This is a genomic window from Niveibacterium terrae (assembly GCF_048213115.1).
Lineage (GTDB): Bacteria > Pseudomonadota > Gammaproteobacteria > Burkholderiales > Rhodocyclaceae > Niveibacterium > Niveibacterium terrae.
In genome coordinates, this window is record NZ_CP172404.1 from 2,639,416 (window position 1) to 2,657,477 (window position 18,062).

The following is an 18,062-nucleotide window of genomic DNA, read 5'->3' on the forward strand; positions in this document are numbered from 1 at the left end:
GGCCAATTCCTTCTCTCGCTCGATTCAAACCGGGAGCGCGACATGAGCGCGCCGAAGTTCCCGGACATAGAGAGCCTCATAGCGATCGACCATCGCGGCGAGGCTGAAGCCCGCTTCGATGCGTCGCCGCCCCGCTCTGCCCTGTTCGCGTCTGAGCTCCGGAGCTGAGGCATAGCCGGCCAGAGCGCTCGCGAGCGCTTGCGTGTCGGAGGCCGGCACGAGCGCTCCGCTGACGCCGTCCTCGACCAGCTCGGGATTGCCGCCGACCGCGGTCGCGACGACTGGCAGACCGCAAGCCATCGCCTCGAGAACCGTGTTCGAAATGCCTTCGGCGAGGGACGGCAGAGCGAAGAGATCGAAGCCGCGCATCACCTGCGGGACATCCGCGCGCTCGCCAGCGAGCCAGACCGCATCTCCGACGCCCTCCTCGCGAATCGTCTCTTCGATCTCAGTGCGCATCGCTCCCTCTCCGACCAGAACCAGCCTCAGGGCAGGAAAAGCACCGCTTCGCCTGACGCGCGCAAACGCGCGCACCAAACCCGCTTGATCCTTGACCGCCTGCAAGCGCCCCACCGTTCCGATCACGCACAGCGCCGGATCGTTGAAAGGCGAACCCGGCAAGGCTTCGCGCGCGCCCCAAGCGGGACGGAAACGCTCGCTGTCGACGCCGTTGCAGATCAAGTCGACCCGCTGGGCAGAAATCCCGACAGCCTGTGTCAGATAATTCGACAGCTCCACCGACAACGCAATGTAATGCGTCACAAACGGGCGGTAGAGACGCCGTATACGCCGCGGTTTGCGCGCCCGACCATCGGGATCGTCGACGTCCCTGCCGTGCTCGCCGTGCAGACGCACCGGAACGCGGGCAAACCAGGCCGGCAGGCTCATTTCGAGCGCGGCGAGGTTGCGGGTGTGCACGAGGGCCGGGCGCAGCGCGCGCAGTACGCCGGCGAGCCTGGGAAAGAGCAGCACTCCGGGCCCCGGAGCCTTGTGAAGTTCGACAAATTCGACGTCGCCGCGCGTGATCCGGGAGCGAAACCCGGCATCAATGTCGGTCAGCGCGATCACCGCATGGCGGAAACGCTCGCGCGGCAGCCGGTTGATCAGATTGACGATGCCGTTCTCCAGCCCCCCCACCCGGAAGCTGTAGACGACGTGGGCGATCAGCGGACGTTGATCGCTCATCGCCGTGGCGGATCCCCAAGCAGGCTGACGCGGATCGCATCCTTGTGGGCCGCGAGAAAAGCCTGGACCGCAGCCCTCGCCTCTTCCGGGTTCTCCCCGGTCTCGGTCCAGACGACCAGCGCATCCGAATCGTCGCGCCGACGGGCGAGGCGGTCGGCGGCCAGCGCGAGCTTGGCCGAGAATTCATCCGCGGTCTGCCGGCCATCGAGCCAGTACCAGCTCCAGACGGCAAGGCTCTTTCCCGTCGCCCCGCGCAGAAGGCTTCGCCTGGCCGCTATGGCGGGCACGATAGCGTCGCGACCGGCCTCGATTTCGCTCCAGAACTTGTCTTCGCGAAAGAGCAAGCGGTTGTCCCACTGCACGAGCTCGTGGCCAGGACTCTGGTGCGCGTAATGGACGATCAGCAGCGAGACGGCCCGAGCACCGGAGCGGTAGGTCGCGAGACTTCGCGAGCGATCACCGACGTAGTGAGGCAAAAAGCCCGCGACCGCGAAAGCGTCTTCGCGGCTCCAGCCGGGGGCGGGCCGGGGTGCTTCGATCCGCCGCGACGAATCCCCCGGCACGTCCATCAGCCAGGCGAGAGCGGGATGACAGAGGGCGCCGAGCGCGAGCACTGCGGCGAGCATGATCCAGACACGCGCCGGGCCCGTCCCGGATACGTTCGCCCGGACTTCGCCGCCAGGCCGCATCTCTTCACCTTCTTCGCGCCACCACGAGCCGACCCAGAACAGGGCCAGGATCACGATGCCGAAGAAGAGCCAACCGTAGATCAGGTGATCGACTCCGGTTGCAATGCGGTTGCCGGACAGGTGGCCCAGCATCACGATCAGGTAGGCGCGCAACCAGTTCGCGACGAGCGGTACGAGCAGCGCGGCGAGCACGAAGAGAGCCCGGCGCAACAGGCTACGGTAGTTCAGATACGCGAAGAGCACGCCGACCATCGTCGAGGCGATCAGATAGCGGATGCCGCTGCAGGCTTCAACGACCGACCAGCTGCCGCTGGGGATCACGAACTGCAGCCCTTCCCGGTAGACCGGAATGCCGGAGAGGCGCAGCGCCGCAACCGTAAAGTCGGCCGTGTACTTCATCATGACCGGAATCAGGAATTCCCCGAAAGGCACGCCGAAGAACAGGAAACCCAAAGGGAAGGCAAGGAGGCGCGCTATCGAGTTACCCCATACGGCCCACAGCGCCGAGATCAGCATCGCGATCAGCGAAAAGTGCTCCAGCGCCGCGACGCTGGCCGCCGAGCCGATCAGCCATCCAAAGCCCCCCAGCCCTAACGGGATCAAGGCCATGAAACTGGGCCTGAGCACTTCGCCCGCCAGTCGCTGCCGTTTGTTCCAAATCAGCCAGCACGAGATCGGCACGACGACAAGACCGTGTGCAAAGGTCTCCGAGCGCCACCATATCTGCGCCAGTTCCAGCGCCGTTTCGTGGAAGACAAACAGCACCACAAGCGCGGCTGCCAGCCCCAGACCAGCGATACGGCGAAAAGCTGCACCGCCCGAAACAGGAGTCAGAGCCAGGGCTTCGGTCATGCATCAGGCCTTTCAAGCAGGAAATCGATCCGGGAGAGATTGGCCTCCCAGCTGAAGCGCTCCAGCACCCGGCTTCGCGCCGCGCGCCCGAGCAAACGAGCGTGTTCAGGGTAGGCGAGCAGCTGGCGGATCGCGGTGACAAAATCCGCGGCCTCGCGCGCGATCACGAAATGTTCACCATCGGCGGCATCGATGCCGAGCGCGGCCGCGGCCGATGCGACGACAGGCTTGGCGCAGGCCATCGCTTCGAGCACCTTGTTCTGAACCCCGCGCGCAATCCTCAAGGGCGCAACGACGACTTCGGCATGACGCAGATAGGGACGCACATCGGCAACCTTCCCGGTCACCTGGATGCGCGGGTCGTCCTGCAGCGCCCGGACCTCGTGCGTCGGATTCATCCCGACGATCGTGAAGCGCAACTCGGGAATCGACGCGGCAAGGTAGGGCCAGACTTCGCGAACGAACCAGCGCACCGCATCGACGTTGGGCCAATAGTCCATCGCACCGGTGAAGACGAGGTGGATCTCCCCTTCCGGGAAAGGCGACGGGCTGTCCGGATCGCTGGTGAAGTAATCCGCATCGACGCCATTGTCGACCGCGAAAGCCTTGGCCGCGGCCTCGGGAGAGAGGGCGCGGAACAGATCGGCCTCCGCTTCGGAGACGAAAGAGACCGCGCCGACGCGACGTGCAACGCTCGTCTCGTAGGCGAGCAAACGTCTGGCCTCGCGCCGGTAGATCCAGGACAGCGGCCCGCGGTGCGCGTTCGCATATTCGGCCCATTTGGCCGAATCGACATCGCAGAAGTCGACGACACTCAGGAGTTCGGGATGGGGCGCCAGATACTGCGCCATCGCCGACGAGAACACGACCGCCTGGGCGGGTTGGTAAGTCTGCACCGTCCGCGCGACCCAGGCCGCCATCTCCCGGCTGCGGTAATAGGACAGGGTCAGGGCTTCGTTGCGCGCGAGCCCCGAGAGCGATGCGAGGCGGCGCCAACGCGGCGACAGCGGCACGCAACAGCTCTGCTCGCACCACTCGTCGAGTTCGGGCACGCGCGCGAGGTCGGCGGGATCGTCAACGAAACAGCCCAGATGAACCGCATGGGTGCGCGCGAGATGGCGCAGCAGGTTGAAGGAGCGCAGCTTGTCGCCCTTGTTCGGCGGATAGGGGATCCGGTGAGTGAGGTAGAGCAGAGCGGGACGCGTCATCCTTCAACCCAGATTGCGAACGATCAAGGGCCCCACCCGATTGACCAGGGGCAGGGGCAGACGGCGCCAGACCTCGATCAAGGCCCGGAACTTCGGGTTGTTCGGGTTGTTCTGCGGCACGCTGTCGCGCGCGAACAGCCGGTATTCGTAAGCGAGCGGGGTCGGCTCGAAGCCCCAGTTCTTCTTGAAGGCATAAGGCCCGGTTCCGAGCTTGCTGCGCCCGTAGTCGAACACCGTGCAGCCCCGCTCTTGGGCCCTCTTCATCAGCGACCAGTACTTGAAATCGTTCGCGGCGAGCTCCCGCGCGGCGGGCAGATCGCCGGCGTAATAGGGCAGGATCTCGTCGCGGAAGAAGAAGCTCAGCACCGAAGAGAGCGGCCGGCCCGAGGCATCTTCAACCGTCAGCACTTCACAGTCGTTGCCGAAAGCCTGGCGCAGCGCTTCGAACCAGCGCCTGGCGAGCGCCGGCGTGCCGTGCCGCCGCACGTTGTCGGCATAGACCGGGAAGAAACGCGAGACATCGTCGTCCTGCCGCGCAAGGAGTCCCGCCTTGATCCCCTTGCGCACCATCGCGCGCTGCTTGCGCGGAATCGCCGCGAGATTGGCCTGCTCGTCCGCTTCTATCGTCTTGCGGAAAGTCACATAGAGCGGCTGGCCAGGCCAGTCGGCGTGGCGCGGCGAAATATTACGGTATTCCAGATGCGCAACGCCGCACTCTCTGGCAAGGCGCTCGGCTTCGGCTTCGAGCAGCGGCACCGCCTCGGGATCGCTGGCAGCGATTCCGCCATACACGCAGAAAGGCAGCGAGGCCATCGAGTGTCCGAAGAGCAGGCTTTTGACTTCGGCGAGCGGCAGCACCGCGACGATCTCACCGGCTCGCTCGGCGTACAGAAAATAGCAGCGATGGCCTTGTTCGCGCTCGATCAGCGTCTGCCACGCAGACAGGTGAAAGAAAGTCGCCTCGGGACAGGCGCGCACGAAGGCATCCCAGCGAGACCGGTTCGCAGCATCGAGCGAGCGGATGACGAGCGGCGATTGCGCAACCAGAGCCATGTCAGAACCCGGAAAGAAAAGTTTCGTCGACCCTGCCCCAGCGGAAATCGCCGAGCAGACAGCGCAGCCGTCTCTCCATCCTGTTCAGGTTCAGGTAATGGCGAAAACGGCTCTTCGCAGAGGCCCCCTTGACCCTGGGCTGATCGGGGTCGATCTCCCAGGGATGGAAATAGAAAATCGCGGAGCGCTGATCCCGGCGGTTGACGCTCTCGATCGCCCAATGAGAAACGCGATAGGGCAGCAAGCGGAAGTAGCCTCCGCCTCCGGCTGGCCAGTTGCGGCCGAAGCGACGCACCGTGCTCACCGGAATCTCGATCAGACCATTGGGCAGGCGCCAGGCGAAGCGCGGCGCATCGGGCATTCCGTAGTGATCGTGGACGATCGGGTAGACGCTGGAGCTGTAGGCGTAACCGGCCTCCAGAAGCTCGTCGTGCGCCCAGGGATTGCTGCTGCCGATCGAAAAACTCGGTGCCCGATAGCCTTTGACCGCGACGCCCGCGATGTCTTCGAGCACCGCCTTCGCAAGCGTCACGTCGGCGCAAAAAGCGTCCGGCGTCTGGACGCTGGCGCGTTCGTGCGCATAACCGTGACTGGCCAGCTCATGGCCTTCCATGACGATCAGCCTGACCAGTTTCGGATAGCGCTCGGCAATCCAGCCCAGAGTGAAGAAGGTCGCCTTCGCGCCGTGTTCATGCAGCAGCGCGAGAACGCGGTCGACGTTCGCCTCGATCCGGCACGGCACCTGATCCCAGCTCGCGCGCGGGAAATGCGGCGCCAGCGCCGAAACCTGGAAATAGTCCTCGACGTCTATCGTCAGCGCGTTGCAAAGCACTTCCGTCATTGCGCCACCCCGACCTCGCGCGCCGAGAGCCAGCGGGCAAGATGATCGGCGATCCGTTCGGCCGCCTGGCCGTCCCACAGTTCAGGAACACGCCCGGATTTTCCGCCATTCGCCAGACTCGCATAGAGCGCGCCGAGTATGGTCTGGCGGTCGCGCCCAACCAGAAGGTTGGATCCCTGCTCGACCGTGATCGGCCGTTCGGTGTTCTCACGCAGGGTCAGGCAAGCCACGCCCAGCGCCGTCGTCTCCTCCTGGATACCGCCCGAATCGGTCAGCACGACCGCGGCGCCGGCCATCAGACCCAGCATTTCGAGATAGCCCTGAGGAGGAAGAAGGAAGATGGCCGCCGCGCACAGCGTATCGAGCAGGCCCAGCTCTTCGAGCTTGGCCCGGGTGCGCGGATGAATCGGAAACAGAAGAGGCAGCCGGCGGCTCGCCTCGACCAGAGTTCCGACCAGATCGGCGAGGATCTCGGGGTCGTCGACGTTGGACGGCCGGTGCAGCGTGACGACTCCATAGCGCCCCTTGCCGCCCGGAACTCCGTCGGTGAAGCCGGCAGCGGCGAGCGTCGTCGCCACCGGAACAGCCTTGGCCAGATTCGCGCGCAGGGAGTCGATCATCACGTTGCCAACGAAAGCGATACGTTCCGGTGCGATTCCTTCGCTGGCCAGATTTTCCGCAGCCGAACGCTCGGTCGTATAGAGCAGATCGGCCATCTGGTCGGTCAATATCCGGTTGATCTCCTCGGGCATCGCCCGGTCGCGGCTGCGCAGCCCCGCTTCGACGTGGATCACCGGGACGTTCTTCTTCGTTGCAACCAGGGCGCAGGCGATCGTCGAGTTCACGTCGCCGACGACCAGCACGGCCCGCGCATGATGGGCGTCGAGCACGGGTTCGAAGCGCTTCATGATCTCGGCAGTCTGCACCGCATGGCTCGCCGAACCGACCTCCAGATTGATCGAAGGCCTGGGCAAATCGAGATCTGCGAAGAGTTTCGCATTCATCGCATGATCGTAGTGCTGGCCCGTGTGGACGAGCAGGAAGGGAAGCGGCTGACGATGCGAGGAGAAGGCGCGCACGATCGGCGCCATCTTCATGTAATTCGGCCGCGCGCCGACCACGCAGACCACTGGACCACTGAGCGCTCTCTTTTCAACGGACATCGCCACTCACCTCCCCAGAGGATGGCTCGACCGAAACTGCGGCCTGGGCTGCGAGCCCCAGCAACGCGCCCAGAGTCTGCTCAAGCCGCTCTATCCTCGCCTCCAGCCTCGATGCCTGAAAGCCCGCACCGAGGTCGGAGAGGCGGCGCAAGGCCTCGGGGTCCGAGGCGAGCGCCGACAGCGCGGGAAGCAGGCGCAGCCCGGGAGCCTCGATTCCGCTCGGGTTGCGCGTGCCCTGCTCCTCGCGCATCTCGCGGCCGACCTCCTCGACCTGGGACGTGCCCAGCTCGTGTCGGTCACCGAGGAAACTGGCGAGCAGAAGCCGGTCACACAAGGTGTTGATCCGCCGCGGAATGCCCTTCGTTTCCTTGAAGATCGCTTCGAAAGCGGAAGCGGTGATGGCCGGGTCGCCCTTCCAGCCGACGCAGCCCAGCCTGTGCTCGATATAGGCACGCGTCTCGATCGCATCCATAGGCCCGAGGTGATAGGACGCGATCACCCTCTGCCTCAACTGCAGCATGTGGTCGCTCTGCATCGTCGCGCGAAACTCGGGCTGACCGATCAGGAAACTCTGCAGCAGCGCGTGATCCTCAAGCTGGAAATTCGACAGCATCCTGAGCTCTTCGACCGCGGCCGGGCTCAGGTTCTGGGCCTCATCGACGATCAGCAGTCCGCGTTTGCCCGTCGCGGTCAGCTTGACCAGGAAAGCCTCGAGCTGGAGCAGCAGATCGGCCTTGTCGACATTCCTCGCCGGCAGACCGAAGGCGGCCGCGACGAGCCGCAGGATGTCATCGGCATCGATCTGGGTGCTGACCAAGTGGGCCGCGATGACCCGTCCCGGATCGAGCTTCTGCAACAGGCTCCTGACCAGGGTCGTCTTGCCGGCACCGACATCGCCGGTGATGACGATGAAGCCTTCACTCTGATGCAGGCCGTATTCCAGATAAGCCATCGCCCGTCGGTGACCACGGCTGCCATAGAAGAAAGTCGGATCGGGATTGAGCTGAAAAGGCTTGGAACTGAATCCGTAATAGGCTTCGTACATGGCGGGCGCTCAGAAATGCAGGCCGAGATTCGCGACCACCGCATTCTCACGGTACTCGCTGACCCCGCTGCTGGAAGAATATCGATAGAGAACCGCTCCCGATGAATGGGGTCCCAGCGTGCCGGTCGTGCCGGCCTGAACGGATCGCCGCCGGGTCGAGGCGCCTGTCGACGCATCGCCTTCGCCCTGGGATCGGCTCAGCGTTCCGCTCAGGTTCAGCTGCGTTCGCGGACTCAGCGAGTGGCTCGCGTACAGCGAAACGCCCCATTCCCGGGTTCGCTGATAGGCGGAGAGATCATCGCTGGCGGACATCAGGGCCGGGTCGAGGAGCCGGTTGCGTTGCGAGTAGTAAGTGCTCAGGCTCAGGCTGTGCCGAGCCCCGGTGAGGGAGCCGGTCAGCTGTGCTCTGCGCTCGACGTAATAGGCGCTCGAGATATAGCTGACCCCCTGCCCGAGCGCCGGCAGACCGCGTGCCGCCCAGTCCCGTTCAACCCTCCTGGCTCGCTCGACCGGATCCGGAATCTGGCTCGCCAGCGCCGCATATTGAGCCAGATAGAGGCTGAGCAGTTCGCCGACCCCCAGGGTCTGCGAACTGGTGCTGACATCGCGCGACAGATGCATGTTCACGCCGCTGAGCGGCCCCCGCCAGTCGAAATCGACGTTGTAGCCACTGCCGAAGAAGCGCTTCTCGATCTGCCCGGTCATGCGGGTGCGCGGCGAGGGCGTCCATTCGAGCCCCCCGCCATAGATCAGCGCGTTGCGGGACGCGGAATCGCTGTAGTCGTTGTGCTCGTAACCACCGATCAGGCGAGCGATCAGCAGCGGGTCGAGCGCATGGAAGCCGGTCGCGCGCAGCGAAGCGGTGCGGATGTCGTTCGTATCGCGATAGTCGGTCAGCGAATACAGGCCGCTCAATGACCACCCCACGGGCTTGACCGTTGTCGAGCCCAGGGACAGCGAAGCATCGTGGCGCAGGGACTGCTGATATGTGCTCGAGTCGGCATCCGCCCAGGAAGCCCGATAGCGCGCCTCTCCATTGAAACCGCTGCCCTGTACCCGCCAGTAAGGACTCAGCGAGTAGGTCTGGAAATTCGCCTGGCCGCCCGAATCGTATCCGGTGGCCGCAGGCGTTCCGAAAATTGACAAGCGCTCCCGGCTCGAACTCGCCGAGGCGTCGAGCATCAGGCGACGCTCATACAGATCGAAGCTGCCCGTGCCATTGCCATACAGACTTGTTCGGTTCAGATCCGTCTGCCGCGCGTAGATCACATTGTTCAGACGCAGCTTCAGCGCCGCCTCAGCCCCTCCCGAACGTCCGCTCAGCGACAGTCCGGGATCCACATTCAGAGTGGTGTCGCTCTGCCGTGAGCCCGACGCCAGAGAAGCGTTGTCCGACCAGGTCAGACCGACGTTCAGGTCGGGCTCCACGATCCACGAGCGATCCCCGGGCTCGGCAAGGGCGAAGCCGGGTTGCAGGATCAGCCCCATCGCCCCCCCGGCGAGAGCCCACGAAAGAAGCCTAGGCAGATTCAGTGCCGCGCTGACCATATCCGTAGCCATATCCATACACGCCATAGTGTCCGGTGCGGCCAGGGTGGCGCACCTTGTTGAGCAGCATCAGCTTGACCGGACAGTTGTCGACCGTCGCCAATGCCTGCTTGAGCATTGAACGCGTCGTCCGCTCAGCCTCGACAACCATGACGAGCTGCCCCATGTGCGTGGCCAGCGCCCGCGCTTCGGTCGTCACCAGCAGCGGAGGGGAATCGAAGATCACGATACGATCCGCGTAACGGCTGGCAATCTCGTCGAGCAGGCGGTTCATCCCCTCGCTGGAAAGGAACTCGGTCGAACGCTGATGTCGGGCTCCCGCGGGAAGGATCGACAGCTTGTCGATGTTCGTGCGCAGCAGCACATCACCCAGCGAATTCTCCTGCCCCAACAACAGGTCCATCAGCCCCCGGCTCGGAGGCAGGCCCAGCGTGTTCAGAACCGAAGGCTTGGAGATGTCGGCATCGACCAGCAGAACCGTATGGTCGAGTTCCATCGCGATCGACACCGCCAGGTTGATCGCCGAGAAGCTCTTCCCTTCTCCGGGGGCCGAAGAAGTCACCATGATCAGGTTGCCGTTGCGGATCGGCACCGCGCCCCGCCCTTCGGCATTGCGCAGCAGCGGGCGTTTGATGATCCGGTACTGCTCGGCGATCTGGCTATTCGGTTCCTCGGGAGAGACCAGCCCCTTCGCGGCGAGCCGGGCGAGATCGATCTCGACATCGAAACGGGCGCGGGCAGCGGGCACTTCGCTGGGCTTGGCGATCGGCGCCGGAGCTTCGGGCGCCACCGTCGCAGCCCCCTCCTCCGCAGTCAGAACGCCAGCCTGTTTGAGCTGATCCAGTCTCTGTACCGCTTTTTCAATAAGGCTCATGCTGGTTCCCTCACGCCGCAAATGCCCGCAGCACCAGCTCTGCGGTCAAACCACCGAAGAACAGGACCAGGCTGGACACCGCCGCCACAAACAGCAAAGTGCCGCGCCTGATCCGCTTTTCCAAACTCTCGGTTTTGACCATCGTGATGGTTCCCAGCACGGGCAGACCGGATTCGGTCCGCAAGCCGCTGCCATCGAAGAAAACCGGCAACGCTTGCGACAACAGGAAAGAGAACAGCGCGCCAAACACGACCGAAACCAGTCCCGCCAGAGGCATCAGCAGCGCCCGGTTCGGAGCGGCCGGTTTGGAGGGAACGGAAGGCGGATCGATCAGGCGGAAATCCGCGACACCCGCCGACGCATCCATCTCGACCGAGAGGTTCGCCGATTCGCGCCGCGAAATCAGACCTTCGTAGTTGCGCTTGTTGACCTCATAATCGCGATTGAGCTGGGCGAATTGCGCATCGATTTCAGGAATCAGCCGCGCCGAACCTCTCATCGAATTGACCCGCGTCTCATATTCGGCAACCCGGGTTTTCAGCGACGCGATGTTCGCTTCCGATTCGCTCAGCGACAATTTGAGCTGCTGATAGACCGGATTAGTGCCCAGCGCATCGAAGCCGGCACCGGACTTGCGCCGCAATTCCACTTCGTGATGCTTTTGCTGCTCCAGCTGGTCGATGATCCGCTTGGTCTGGATCACATCGGGGTGCTGGTCGGTATATCTTTGCTGCAGAGAATCGAGCTGCTTCTTCATCGCATCGATTCGTCCGTCGAGTTCGGGGACCGAAACGCTCGAATTGGATTTTCCACTCTCCGGCAGGAAAGAGGGATCCTCGCCCGCCAACTGGCGGCGCACCGCATCGCGCGAGTTTTCCATCTCGCGCAATTCGAGCCTCGCCTGATTGAGCTGTGCGTTCAGCTCTCCGACATGGCTCGCCGAATCCTTGCCGCCATCGCCAAACATCGCCATATTCTTGAGTTTGAATTCCTTGAGCCGGTTTTCGGCCTGAACGAGCTTTTGTTCGTAATTCTTGATCTGTTCATCGATGAAGCGCCGCGCATCGTCGGTGTCCTTGCGCTTGTCCCCCAGCCCGGACTCGACGAAGATCGAGACGAGCGCCTGAACGACGCGCTTGGCCCGCTCCGGACTCGTGTCCTTGAACGAAAGCGTGAAGAGATCGCTGCGCCCGCCACTGGCAATCTGCAGGCGACGCATCAGATCGTCGATCAGCGCCTCCTTCTCCTCCCGGGTCTTCACTTTCAGATCGAGATCGGCCATCCGGATCAGCTTTTCGACATTGGGCCGACTGATCAGCGTGCGGCTCAGAATCGTGATCTGCTGTTCGACGTTGGAAGGAACCGCGAGCCCCTGCATCAGCGGCTTGAGCACGGACTGGGTATCGACATAAACCCGCGCAGACGCTTCAAACTGATCGGGCAGCAGAAAAACCGTGGCCGCCAGAATTACTCCGGCAAGCCAGGCCGCTGCCACACCCCACCAGCGATAGCGCCACATCCCGCGCAGATGCGCGAGGAGACTGGCAATGAGTTCTTCCATAGCGGTCCAGAAGTCCTGAAAAGTTGGCGATCGGGTTCAGATCAGAACCAGCCTTGGGGAATGATCAGCACATCTCCCGGCTTGACTTCCGCATTCGCCGAGACATCGCCACGGCGGATCAGATCCTTCAGACGGACGGTGTATTGCTTGCCGCCCTCGGAGGTGCGCAGGATCGTCGCGTGATTGCCGTCGGCGAAATCGGTGATCCCTCCGACCGCGATCATCACATCGAGCAAAGTCATCTTCTGCTTGTAGGCAAGAACCTGCGGCTTGGCGGCTTCGCCGACGACGCGAATCTGCTGCGAGTAAGGACCAACGAAACCGGTCACGATGACCGTGACGATCGGGTCGCGGATGAATTTGGAGAGCGCTTTCTCAATATCGCGGGCCAGCGTCGTCGAATCTTTGCCCATCGCGGGAAGATCCTCGACCAGAGGCGTCGTGATCTTGCCGTCCGGGCGAACCGGAACGCCCATCGACAATTCGGGATTGCGCCAGACGACAATGCTCAGCGTATCCCCCGGACCGATCACATAGTTGTACTCGGGGGATGACGCATTGTTGGGTGCGGAAGGGTGCTGGGATGCGCACCCGCCAAGGGTGAGCAGCAGCATGAGGAAAGCGGACAGACCGCAGAAACGGCCCGGGACACCAGAAAACATGTTGACCCCCTTGATTCGGCTCAAATCCTGGGTCAAATGCTAGCGCGCGCCCCGAACTTGCTGCGCGAAAACTTCCCGCGCGAGCGGAGCTATTTCACGGCTCTCCCGCGGAGTCCATTTCTGCGCGCAGAACGGAAATGGAAAGATCTGTACGCCCGGATCTTTCCTCACTCACAACGTGAACGATTCACTTGTATCGACGCCGATTCCTCGCCCCCAAAGGCACGGAACAGATATGGCCGATTCCGCTAAACGGGGAGAGCGTCTGACGCTCCGTCAAAAAGGTCACAGATGGCGATCGCCAAGCACAAGCGGTGCCAAAAACTGCAAACATTTGATTTTCAAGAAATAATAGCCAACAAAGCAAAATACTCAGGCGCTGTTCGTAAAAATCCCCGACGCACCTATGCCATCGCCTTGCGCCCGCCCCGCCAAGGCCTCTCGTCCCGGACGCGGGGGGGATGCCGCGCGGCCAAAGCGCTCCGCCCGCTGCGCCACACAGCCGCGTCTATTTCATTCGCATTCAGCCCGTCCATACCTTAGTCTGAAGACCGGAGCAGGCTGAGAAGCAGTGCGCACCGAGCACGAGATCCGCCTTGAAGCACCGCCTACAGCGCACGAGCATCGCATCGGGACAGACAGGCCCGCGCCCCGTGCAGAGGAGAGCCAGAGATGTTCTTCTTCTTCGACAAGCTGAATCTGGGCAAGGGATTTCGACGCTACTTCGAAGTCGCGCCCGCCCTGGATCTGGAACACAAGCGCAAGGTGTTCCGGATTCGCCACGAGGTGTACTGCGAAGAGCTCAAGTTCGAACCCGAACGACCTGACCGGATGGAGACCGACGAATACGACAGACACTCGCTGCACTGCCTGATGACGGCGAACAACGAGGAACACACTCTGGTCGGCTGCACCCGCCTCGTTCTCGCGCGACCGGAGGATCCCGGTTTTCCGCTTCCGGTCGAGCATACCTGCGCCGCGACGCTGGACAAGTCGCTCTACGATCCGGCTAGAATCGACCGCAGCCGCATCGCCGAAGTCAGCCGCCTCGCCGTGCGCGGCCAGTACCGGCGCCGCAAGGGCGAAGCGCAGACCGCGGCGCCCATCGCAGATCAGGACTACGGTACCCGCGAGAACCCGCGTTTCCCGTACATCCCGGTCGGTCTGTATCTTGCAACGGTCGCGATGGCCAAGCGCAACGGAATCGACTACCTGCTGGTGCTGACCGAACCCCGCCTCGCGAACCATTTCTCGAAACTCGGCGTCCAGGTCAGCCAGATCGGCGGCCCGGTCCAGCATCGCGGAACCCGAGTGCCTTCGCTGATGGAAGTCGACAAGATCGTCAAGGGTTTGCGCTTCTTCATGAAGCCGCTCTACCGGACCCTGTCCGAGGAAATCGAGCGCGGTTACCGAAGCCAGGACATCGAGCCCTGGCTTTAGCCCTGGCGCTCAGACGTAGCGGATCTCGACGACCTCGAGTTCGCGCCACCCGGCCGGGCTCATGAAGCGGACGCAGTCGCCTTCGCGCGCCTTGAGCAAGGCACGCGACACCGGAGCAATCCACGAAATCCTGCCGGCGCTCGCGTCGGTCTCGTCGACGCCGACGATCTGGACGGTCTGCTCGGCGCCGTCCTGGACATCGCTGATCGTGACCGTCGCCCCGAAGAAGACCTGATCGGTGTGCTCCTGCTCGGCGGGATCGACGACGACCGCCGATTCGAGCCGCTTGATCAGAAAGCGTATCCGCCTGTCGATCTCGCGCAGCCGTTTCTTTCCGTAGATGTAGTCGCCGTTCTCGGAGCGGTCGCCGTTCGACGCTGCCCACGAGACGATCTGGACCACATTGGGACGCTCGACTTTGAGCAGCTGGTCGAGTTCATGTTTGAGCGTGTCGAAGCCGCGCCGCGTCATGTAGTTGCGGGTGCCAGCCGGCAGGGCCGGCGCGCTCGGCGCGCCCTCTTCCTCGTCGTCTTCGGATTCTTTCGTGAAAGCCTTGTTCATAAATGAAAAGGGAGGCACCGGATTCCGATGCCTCCCGAAGATCCTGTTGGCAATGGCTCAATGATAGACGGCGGGATGAGTCAGCAGAGCATCAAAATGCTCCATGAAATCGCCCAGATCCTCACCATCTCCGTTCTCGATCGCGTCGCGCAGCTCGCGCGTGAAGCGTTCGGCGGCTTCGTCCTGAATGAAGGTTCCGAAACCCCGCCTCTTGTCGATCACCTCCAGCCCATTCTGCGCCGGGTATGCCACCACATAGAGAACCGGATTATTGAACATGACTTGCATGATCGCCTCCTTGCTCACAGCGCCAGAAACGGACACCGCTACACCCCGGTATCTTGGGGCGACCGGGCTTTCTTCAATCCCGGCGGGGGTCACCAGTGCCTCCACAACCGCGATGCACTCGAATCTCGTTACGGCATCCCGCGGAGCTTCTGAAGATGGCGAAGGAAATGATTACGCGAAATTTCAATTATTTAACATATTCCAAGGCCTTGCCGTAACAGCCTAGACACCCAACCAATCAGCCAAACATCGCACCCGGCGTGTCGCCGAACTGACGCCGGAACGCGACGATGAAAGCCGAACTCGACGCATAGCCGCAATCGAGGGCCACCGAAGTCACCGCCTGCCCACCTTCGAGCAGCGCCAGGGCCCTCATCAGGCGCAAGCGCAGACGCCACTCGGCGAAGCTCAAACCGGTCTCGCGGCGAAAGAGGCGGGCGATCGAGCGCCCGGCGAGACCGATCCGCCGCCCCCACTCCTCCAGGCTTCGCGCGTCGCCGGGCTCAGCCTGCAGCGCATCGCAGAGCAGAACGAGGCGCCGGTCGCGCGGCAGAGGGAGATCGAAGGCCACTTCGTCGGCCGCGGCGAGCCGGTCGAACAGAACCGCGACCAGGCGCCCCGCCGGTCCGGCTTCGTCATATTCGACGGCGAGCTCGCCGACCGCGACGATCAGCTCGCGCAGCAGAGGGGAAATCGTCAGCACCAGACAGCGTTCGCCCCGCGATATCGCGGCCGGATCGAGATAGAGGCTGCGCATTTCGGCCCGCTCCGAGGTGCGCACTTCGTGTTCGACTCCGGCCGGAATCCAGATCGCCCGCTGCGGTGGCGCGACGAAACGGGCTTCGCTCGTCCTCACCTGCAGCACGCCGCTCAGCGCATAGGAGAGCTGGATCCACGGGTGCGCATGGGATCTGGCCAGAGAACCGGCGGGCAGCGATTCGGCGCGGAGCAGCAGCGGGCGCGGCAGACGCTCGAACGCGGGAATCGCACGCTCGACGACCGGAGGCTGGCGGTTTTGTCTGCTTCTCGACATGATCGATCATATTATCGATAGCACGACTTCCCCGCCATCGCCAAAGTGTGAAGCTCACGCACACAGGATCACACCATGCGCAAACTCCTCAAAATTCTCAGCCGCGAATGGTTTCTCGCTGGAATGCTGCTCGCGGTCGCGATCGCCTCCGCGGCCCCGAACCTGGGCCGCAGCGGCGGCCTGCTCCACATCGACGAACTCTCCGACTGGGGCATCTTCACGATCTTCTTCCTGCACGGCATAGGGCTATCGACCGAGAAGCTCAAGCAAGGCTTTTCGCGCTGGCCGGTACATCTGATCGTGCAGACCTTCACCTTCGTGCTCTTCCCGCTGCTCTTCATCGCGCTGGACGCGCTGATCGGCCGCCACTTGCCGCCGGATCTTCGCCTGGGCTTCTGCTATCTGTGCGTATTGCCTTCGACGGTTTCCTCGTCGGTCGCGATGACGTCAATCGCCCGGGGCAACGTCGCCGCGGCGATCTTCAACGCGACGCTGTCGACGCTGCTCGGCGTCGTCGCAACACCGCTGCTGGTCCGCCTGCTGCTGGGCTCTTCTGGCGCCGGAATCTCGCTGGGCGCGACGATGCTGAACATCGCGACGATGCTGCTGTTGCCCTTCGTCATCGGTCAGCTGCTGCGCCCGGTATTCGGAAAGTGGTTCGCCCACTTCAAGTCGACCACCAACGCGATTGACCGCGGCGTGATCCTGCTGCTCGTGTTCGGCGCCTTCAGCAACTCGGTCGCCGACGGGCTGTGGACCCGGCACGGTCCCGGCCTGATCGCGATGACACTGATCGGCGCCACCGTGATCCTCGCGATCGTGCTGGGCCTGACCCGGACCGCAGCGAAGCTGTGCGGCTTCTCGCCCGAGGACGAGATCGCGACCGTATTCTGCGGTTCAAAGAAAACGCTCGCCTCGGGCGTACCGATGGCCAAACTGCTGTTCGGCGCTCACCCCGCGCTGGGGGTGATCGTGCTGCCGATCATGTTCTACCACCAGATCCAGCTCTTCGTCTGCTCGATCCTCGCCCAGCGCTACGCGGCGCGCAGCTGAAGCGACTTTTCCTCGGAGACCTTCGCCGAAGGCGTCGAAGCGAGCTTGACTCCGGCCAGCACCAGCACCGTGCTGAAGAGTTGCAGCGACGTGATCGGCTCGCCGAGCATCAGCCAGCCGAGGAAGATCGTCAGCACCGGCGCGATCGAACCGATCAGCGCGGCCCGGGACGCGCCGATGCGCTGGATCGCCATCGACTGCATGAACACCGGCAGCACCGTCGAAAAGAGCGCGATCGCGACGCCCAGCCACATCACCGGGGCCGGCTGGACGATGTCGCCGAGCGGCCGGCTGAGCACGAAATGGAGTAGCGTCGCACCGGTCGAGACCAGCATCGCGAGCCCCGTGAAGCGCATGCTGCCCAGGCGCTTGATCATCTTGCCGCTGCCGCACAGATAGATCGCGAAGCAGACCGCCGAGACGAAGACGAAGGCGGCGCCGATCAGCACCCGATGCCAGCTCGCCGCGAAGTGCAGATCGTGCGCGACCGCCAGCGCGATGCCTCCATAGCTCAAGGCCATCGCCCAGCCTTCGCGCGAGCTCCAGGCACGGCCCATGAAGAACACGCCGATCAGCACGGTCAGGGTCGGGTAGATGAACAGGATCAAACGCTCGAGCCCCGCGCTGATGTACTGCAGGCCGATGAAGTCGAGGATGGACGTGCCGTAATAGCCGAGCACGCCCAGCATCACGAGCATGCCGACATCGAAGCGGGTCAGCGAGCTGGCCGCGCGCGAATGCACGATCGCGACCCAGGCGAAGACCGGCAGCGAGAACAGCATGCGCAGCGCGAGCAGGGTCGGCGCGCTGACACCATACGGATAGGCCATCTTGACGAAGATCGCCTTCATCGCGAAGCCGAGCGCGGCGACACCCGCCAGCCACACGCCGGCGTATTCGGATTTCAAAAAGGATTTCATTGGGGGGAAATGCGTTGCTTTGGAATAGACTGAGCTTTTACGCGCCTTTCGCGGGCATGACCAACGCCCATTCCCTAAGAAAGCCT

17 protein-coding genes are annotated in these 18,062 nt (G+C 63.4%); 2 read left to right on the top strand and 15 right to left on the bottom strand.

Annotated features, from left to right (window positions below; all coding sequences use genetic code 11):
* Positions 1 to 24: 24 nt before the first annotated feature.
* The 11 genes from ACHFB9_RS12165 to ACHFB9_RS12215 are packed head-to-tail and all read right to left on the bottom strand — an operon-like array spanning position 25 to position 12,633.
* Positions 25 to 1,185 carry a TIGR03088 family PEP-CTERM/XrtA system glycosyltransferase gene (locus ACHFB9_RS12165; protein ID WP_417067450.1) on the bottom strand — a complete coding sequence of 387 codons (1,161 nt, stop codon included), beginning with the start codon at positions 1,183 to 1,185 and terminating at the stop codon, positions 25 to 27.
* Complete coding sequence (gene xrtA, locus ACHFB9_RS12170) at positions 1,182 to 2,726, bottom strand: exosortase A (RefSeq protein ID WP_417067451.1); 1,545 nt, start codon at positions 2,724 to 2,726, stop codon at positions 1,182 to 1,184. The genes ACHFB9_RS12165 and xrtA overlap by 4 nt, the downstream gene beginning before the upstream one ends.
* The gene (locus tag ACHFB9_RS12175; RefSeq protein ID WP_417067453.1) at positions 2,723 to 3,934 is read right to left on the bottom strand and encodes a TIGR03087 family PEP-CTERM/XrtA system glycosyltransferase; all 1,212 of its coding nucleotides are present in this window, start codon (positions 3,932 to 3,934) and stop codon (positions 2,723 to 2,725) included. The genes xrtA and ACHFB9_RS12175 overlap by 4 nt, the downstream gene beginning before the upstream one ends.
* Positions 3,935 to 3,937: 3 nt before the next feature.
* Positions 3,938 to 4,987, bottom strand: a complete 1,050-nt coding sequence (locus ACHFB9_RS12180; protein ID WP_417067455.1) for a FemAB family XrtA/PEP-CTERM system-associated protein — start codon at positions 4,985 to 4,987, stop codon at positions 3,938 to 3,940.
* 1 nt (position 4,988) lies between these two features.
* Positions 4,989 to 5,828 carry an XrtA system polysaccharide deacetylase gene (locus ACHFB9_RS12185; RefSeq protein ID WP_417067456.1) on the bottom strand — a complete coding sequence of 280 codons (840 nt, stop codon included), beginning with the start codon at positions 5,826 to 5,828 and terminating at the stop codon, positions 4,989 to 4,991.
* Positions 5,825 to 6,991 (bottom strand): non-hydrolyzing UDP-N-acetylglucosamine 2-epimerase, encoded by a 1,167-nt coding sequence (gene wecB, locus ACHFB9_RS12190; protein WP_417067457.1) that lies wholly within the window; start codon positions 6,989 to 6,991, stop codon positions 5,825 to 5,827. The genes ACHFB9_RS12185 and wecB overlap by 4 nt, the downstream gene beginning before the upstream one ends.
* Positions 6,981 to 8,036: an XrtA/PEP-CTERM system-associated ATPase gene (locus ACHFB9_RS12195; protein WP_417067458.1), complete on the bottom strand. Its 1,056-nt coding sequence runs from the start codon at positions 8,034 to 8,036 to the stop codon at positions 6,981 to 6,983. Before ACHFB9_RS12195 ends, wecB begins: the two co-directional genes overlap by 11 nt.
* Positions 8,037 to 8,045: 9 nt before the next feature.
* On the bottom strand, positions 8,046 to 9,602 hold the full coding sequence (locus tag ACHFB9_RS12200) for a TIGR03016 family PEP-CTERM system-associated outer membrane protein (protein WP_417067459.1): 1,557 nt from the start codon (positions 9,600 to 9,602) through the stop codon (positions 8,046 to 8,048).
* Positions 9,556 to 10,458, bottom strand: coding sequence for an XrtA-associated tyrosine autokinase (locus ACHFB9_RS12205; protein WP_417067460.1), 903 nt, complete (start codon positions 10,456 to 10,458; stop codon positions 9,556 to 9,558). The genes ACHFB9_RS12200 and ACHFB9_RS12205 overlap by 47 nt, the downstream gene beginning before the upstream one ends.
* Before the next feature lie 10 nt (positions 10,459 to 10,468).
* A complete protein-coding gene (locus tag ACHFB9_RS12210) occupies positions 10,469 to 12,019 on the bottom strand; it encodes an XrtA system polysaccharide chain length determinant (protein WP_417067461.1) in 1,551 nt (516 codons plus the stop codon).
* A 41-nt stretch (positions 12,020 to 12,060) separates the two neighbouring features.
* Positions 12,061 to 12,633 carry an XrtA/PEP-CTERM system exopolysaccharide export protein gene (locus ACHFB9_RS12215; RefSeq protein ID WP_417071376.1) on the bottom strand — a complete coding sequence of 191 codons (573 nt, stop codon included), beginning with the start codon at positions 12,631 to 12,633 and terminating at the stop codon, positions 12,061 to 12,063.
* 720 nt (positions 12,634 to 13,353) lie between these two features.
* Between ACHFB9_RS12215 and ACHFB9_RS12220 the strand changes: the two genes are divergently transcribed.
* Entirely contained in the window at positions 13,354 to 14,121 is a 768-nt protein-coding gene (locus tag ACHFB9_RS12220; RefSeq protein ID WP_417067462.1) for a PEP-CTERM/exosortase system-associated acyltransferase, read from the top strand.
* 9 nt (positions 14,122 to 14,130) lie between these two features.
* On the opposite strand, the gene greB is transcribed toward ACHFB9_RS12220, so the two are convergent.
* The 3 genes from greB to ACHFB9_RS12235 all read right to left on the bottom strand — a co-directional run bounded on the left by greB (position 14,131) and on the right by ACHFB9_RS12235 (position 16,003).
* Positions 14,131 to 14,682: a transcription elongation factor GreB gene (greB, locus tag ACHFB9_RS12225; RefSeq protein WP_417067463.1), complete on the bottom strand. Its 552-nt coding sequence runs from the start codon at positions 14,680 to 14,682 to the stop codon at positions 14,131 to 14,133.
* 57 nt (positions 14,683 to 14,739) lie between these two features.
* Complete coding sequence (locus tag ACHFB9_RS12230) at positions 14,740 to 14,970, bottom strand: DUF3567 family protein (protein WP_417067464.1); 231 nt, start codon at positions 14,968 to 14,970, stop codon at positions 14,740 to 14,742.
* A 238-nt stretch (positions 14,971 to 15,208) separates the two neighbouring features.
* Positions 15,209 to 16,003, bottom strand: a complete 795-nt coding sequence (locus ACHFB9_RS12235) for a helix-turn-helix domain-containing protein (RefSeq protein WP_417067466.1) — start codon at positions 16,001 to 16,003, stop codon at positions 15,209 to 15,211.
* A 75-nt stretch (positions 16,004 to 16,078) separates the two neighbouring features.
* Here ACHFB9_RS12235 and ACHFB9_RS12240 point away from each other — a divergent pair, with 75 nt between their 5' ends.
* A complete protein-coding gene (locus ACHFB9_RS12240; RefSeq protein WP_417067467.1) occupies positions 16,079 to 17,056 on the top strand; it encodes a bile acid:sodium symporter family protein in 978 nt (325 codons plus the stop codon).
* Here the strand turns inward: ACHFB9_RS12240 and ACHFB9_RS12245 are convergent.
* On the bottom strand, positions 17,038 to 17,964 hold the full coding sequence (locus tag ACHFB9_RS12245) for a DMT family transporter (protein WP_417067469.1): 927 nt from the start codon (positions 17,962 to 17,964) through the stop codon (positions 17,038 to 17,040). The genes ACHFB9_RS12240 and ACHFB9_RS12245 overlap by 19 nt on opposite strands.
* Positions 17,965 to 18,062: the final 98 nt, after the last annotated feature.

Coding starts and splice junctions, on each gene's coding strand:
- ACHFB9_RS12165 (WP_417067450.1), bottom strand. CDS start 1,185: ATGAGCGATCAACGTCCGCTGATCGCCCACGTCGTCTACAGCTTCCGG.
- xrtA (WP_417067451.1), bottom strand. CDS start 2,726: ATGACCGAAGCCCTGGCTCTGACTCCTGTTTCGGGCGGTGCAGCTTTT.
- ACHFB9_RS12175 (WP_417067453.1), bottom strand. CDS start 3,934: ATGACGCGTCCCGCTCTGCTCTACCTCACTCACCGGATCCCCTATCCG.
- ACHFB9_RS12180 (WP_417067455.1), bottom strand. CDS start 4,987: ATGGCTCTGGTTGCGCAATCGCCGCTCGTCATCCGCTCGCTCGATGCT.
- ACHFB9_RS12185 (WP_417067456.1), bottom strand. CDS start 5,828: ATGACGGAAGTGCTTTGCAACGCGCTGACGATAGACGTCGAGGACTAT.
- wecB (WP_417067457.1), bottom strand. CDS start 6,991: ATGTCCGTTGAAAAGAGAGCGCTCAGTGGTCCAGTGGTCTGCGTGGTC.
- ACHFB9_RS12195 (WP_417067458.1), bottom strand. CDS start 8,036: ATGTACGAAGCCTATTACGGATTCAGTTCCAAGCCTTTTCAGCTCAAT.
- ACHFB9_RS12200 (WP_417067459.1), bottom strand. CDS start 9,602: ATGGATATGGCTACGGATATGGTCAGCGCGGCACTGAATCTGCCTAGG.
- ACHFB9_RS12205 (WP_417067460.1), bottom strand. CDS start 10,458: ATGAGCCTTATTGAAAAAGCGGTACAGAGACTGGATCAGCTCAAACAG.
- ACHFB9_RS12210 (WP_417067461.1), bottom strand. CDS start 12,019: ATGGAAGAACTCATTGCCAGTCTCCTCGCGCATCTGCGCGGGATGTGG.
- ACHFB9_RS12215 (WP_417071376.1), bottom strand. CDS start 12,633: ATGCTGCTGCTCACCCTTGGCGGGTGCGCATCCCAGCACCCTTCCGCA.
- ACHFB9_RS12220 (WP_417067462.1), top strand. CDS start 13,354: ATGTTCTTCTTCTTCGACAAGCTGAATCTGGGCAAGGGATTTCGACGC.
- greB (WP_417067463.1), bottom strand. CDS start 14,682: ATGAACAAGGCTTTCACGAAAGAATCCGAAGACGACGAGGAAGAGGGC.
- ACHFB9_RS12230 (WP_417067464.1), bottom strand. CDS start 14,970: ATGCAAGTCATGTTCAATAATCCGGTTCTCTATGTGGTGGCATACCCG.
- ACHFB9_RS12235 (WP_417067466.1), bottom strand. CDS start 16,003: ATGTCGAGAAGCAGACAAAACCGCCAGCCTCCGGTCGTCGAGCGTGCG.
- ACHFB9_RS12240 (WP_417067467.1), top strand. CDS start 16,079: ATGCGCAAACTCCTCAAAATTCTCAGCCGCGAATGGTTTCTCGCTGGA.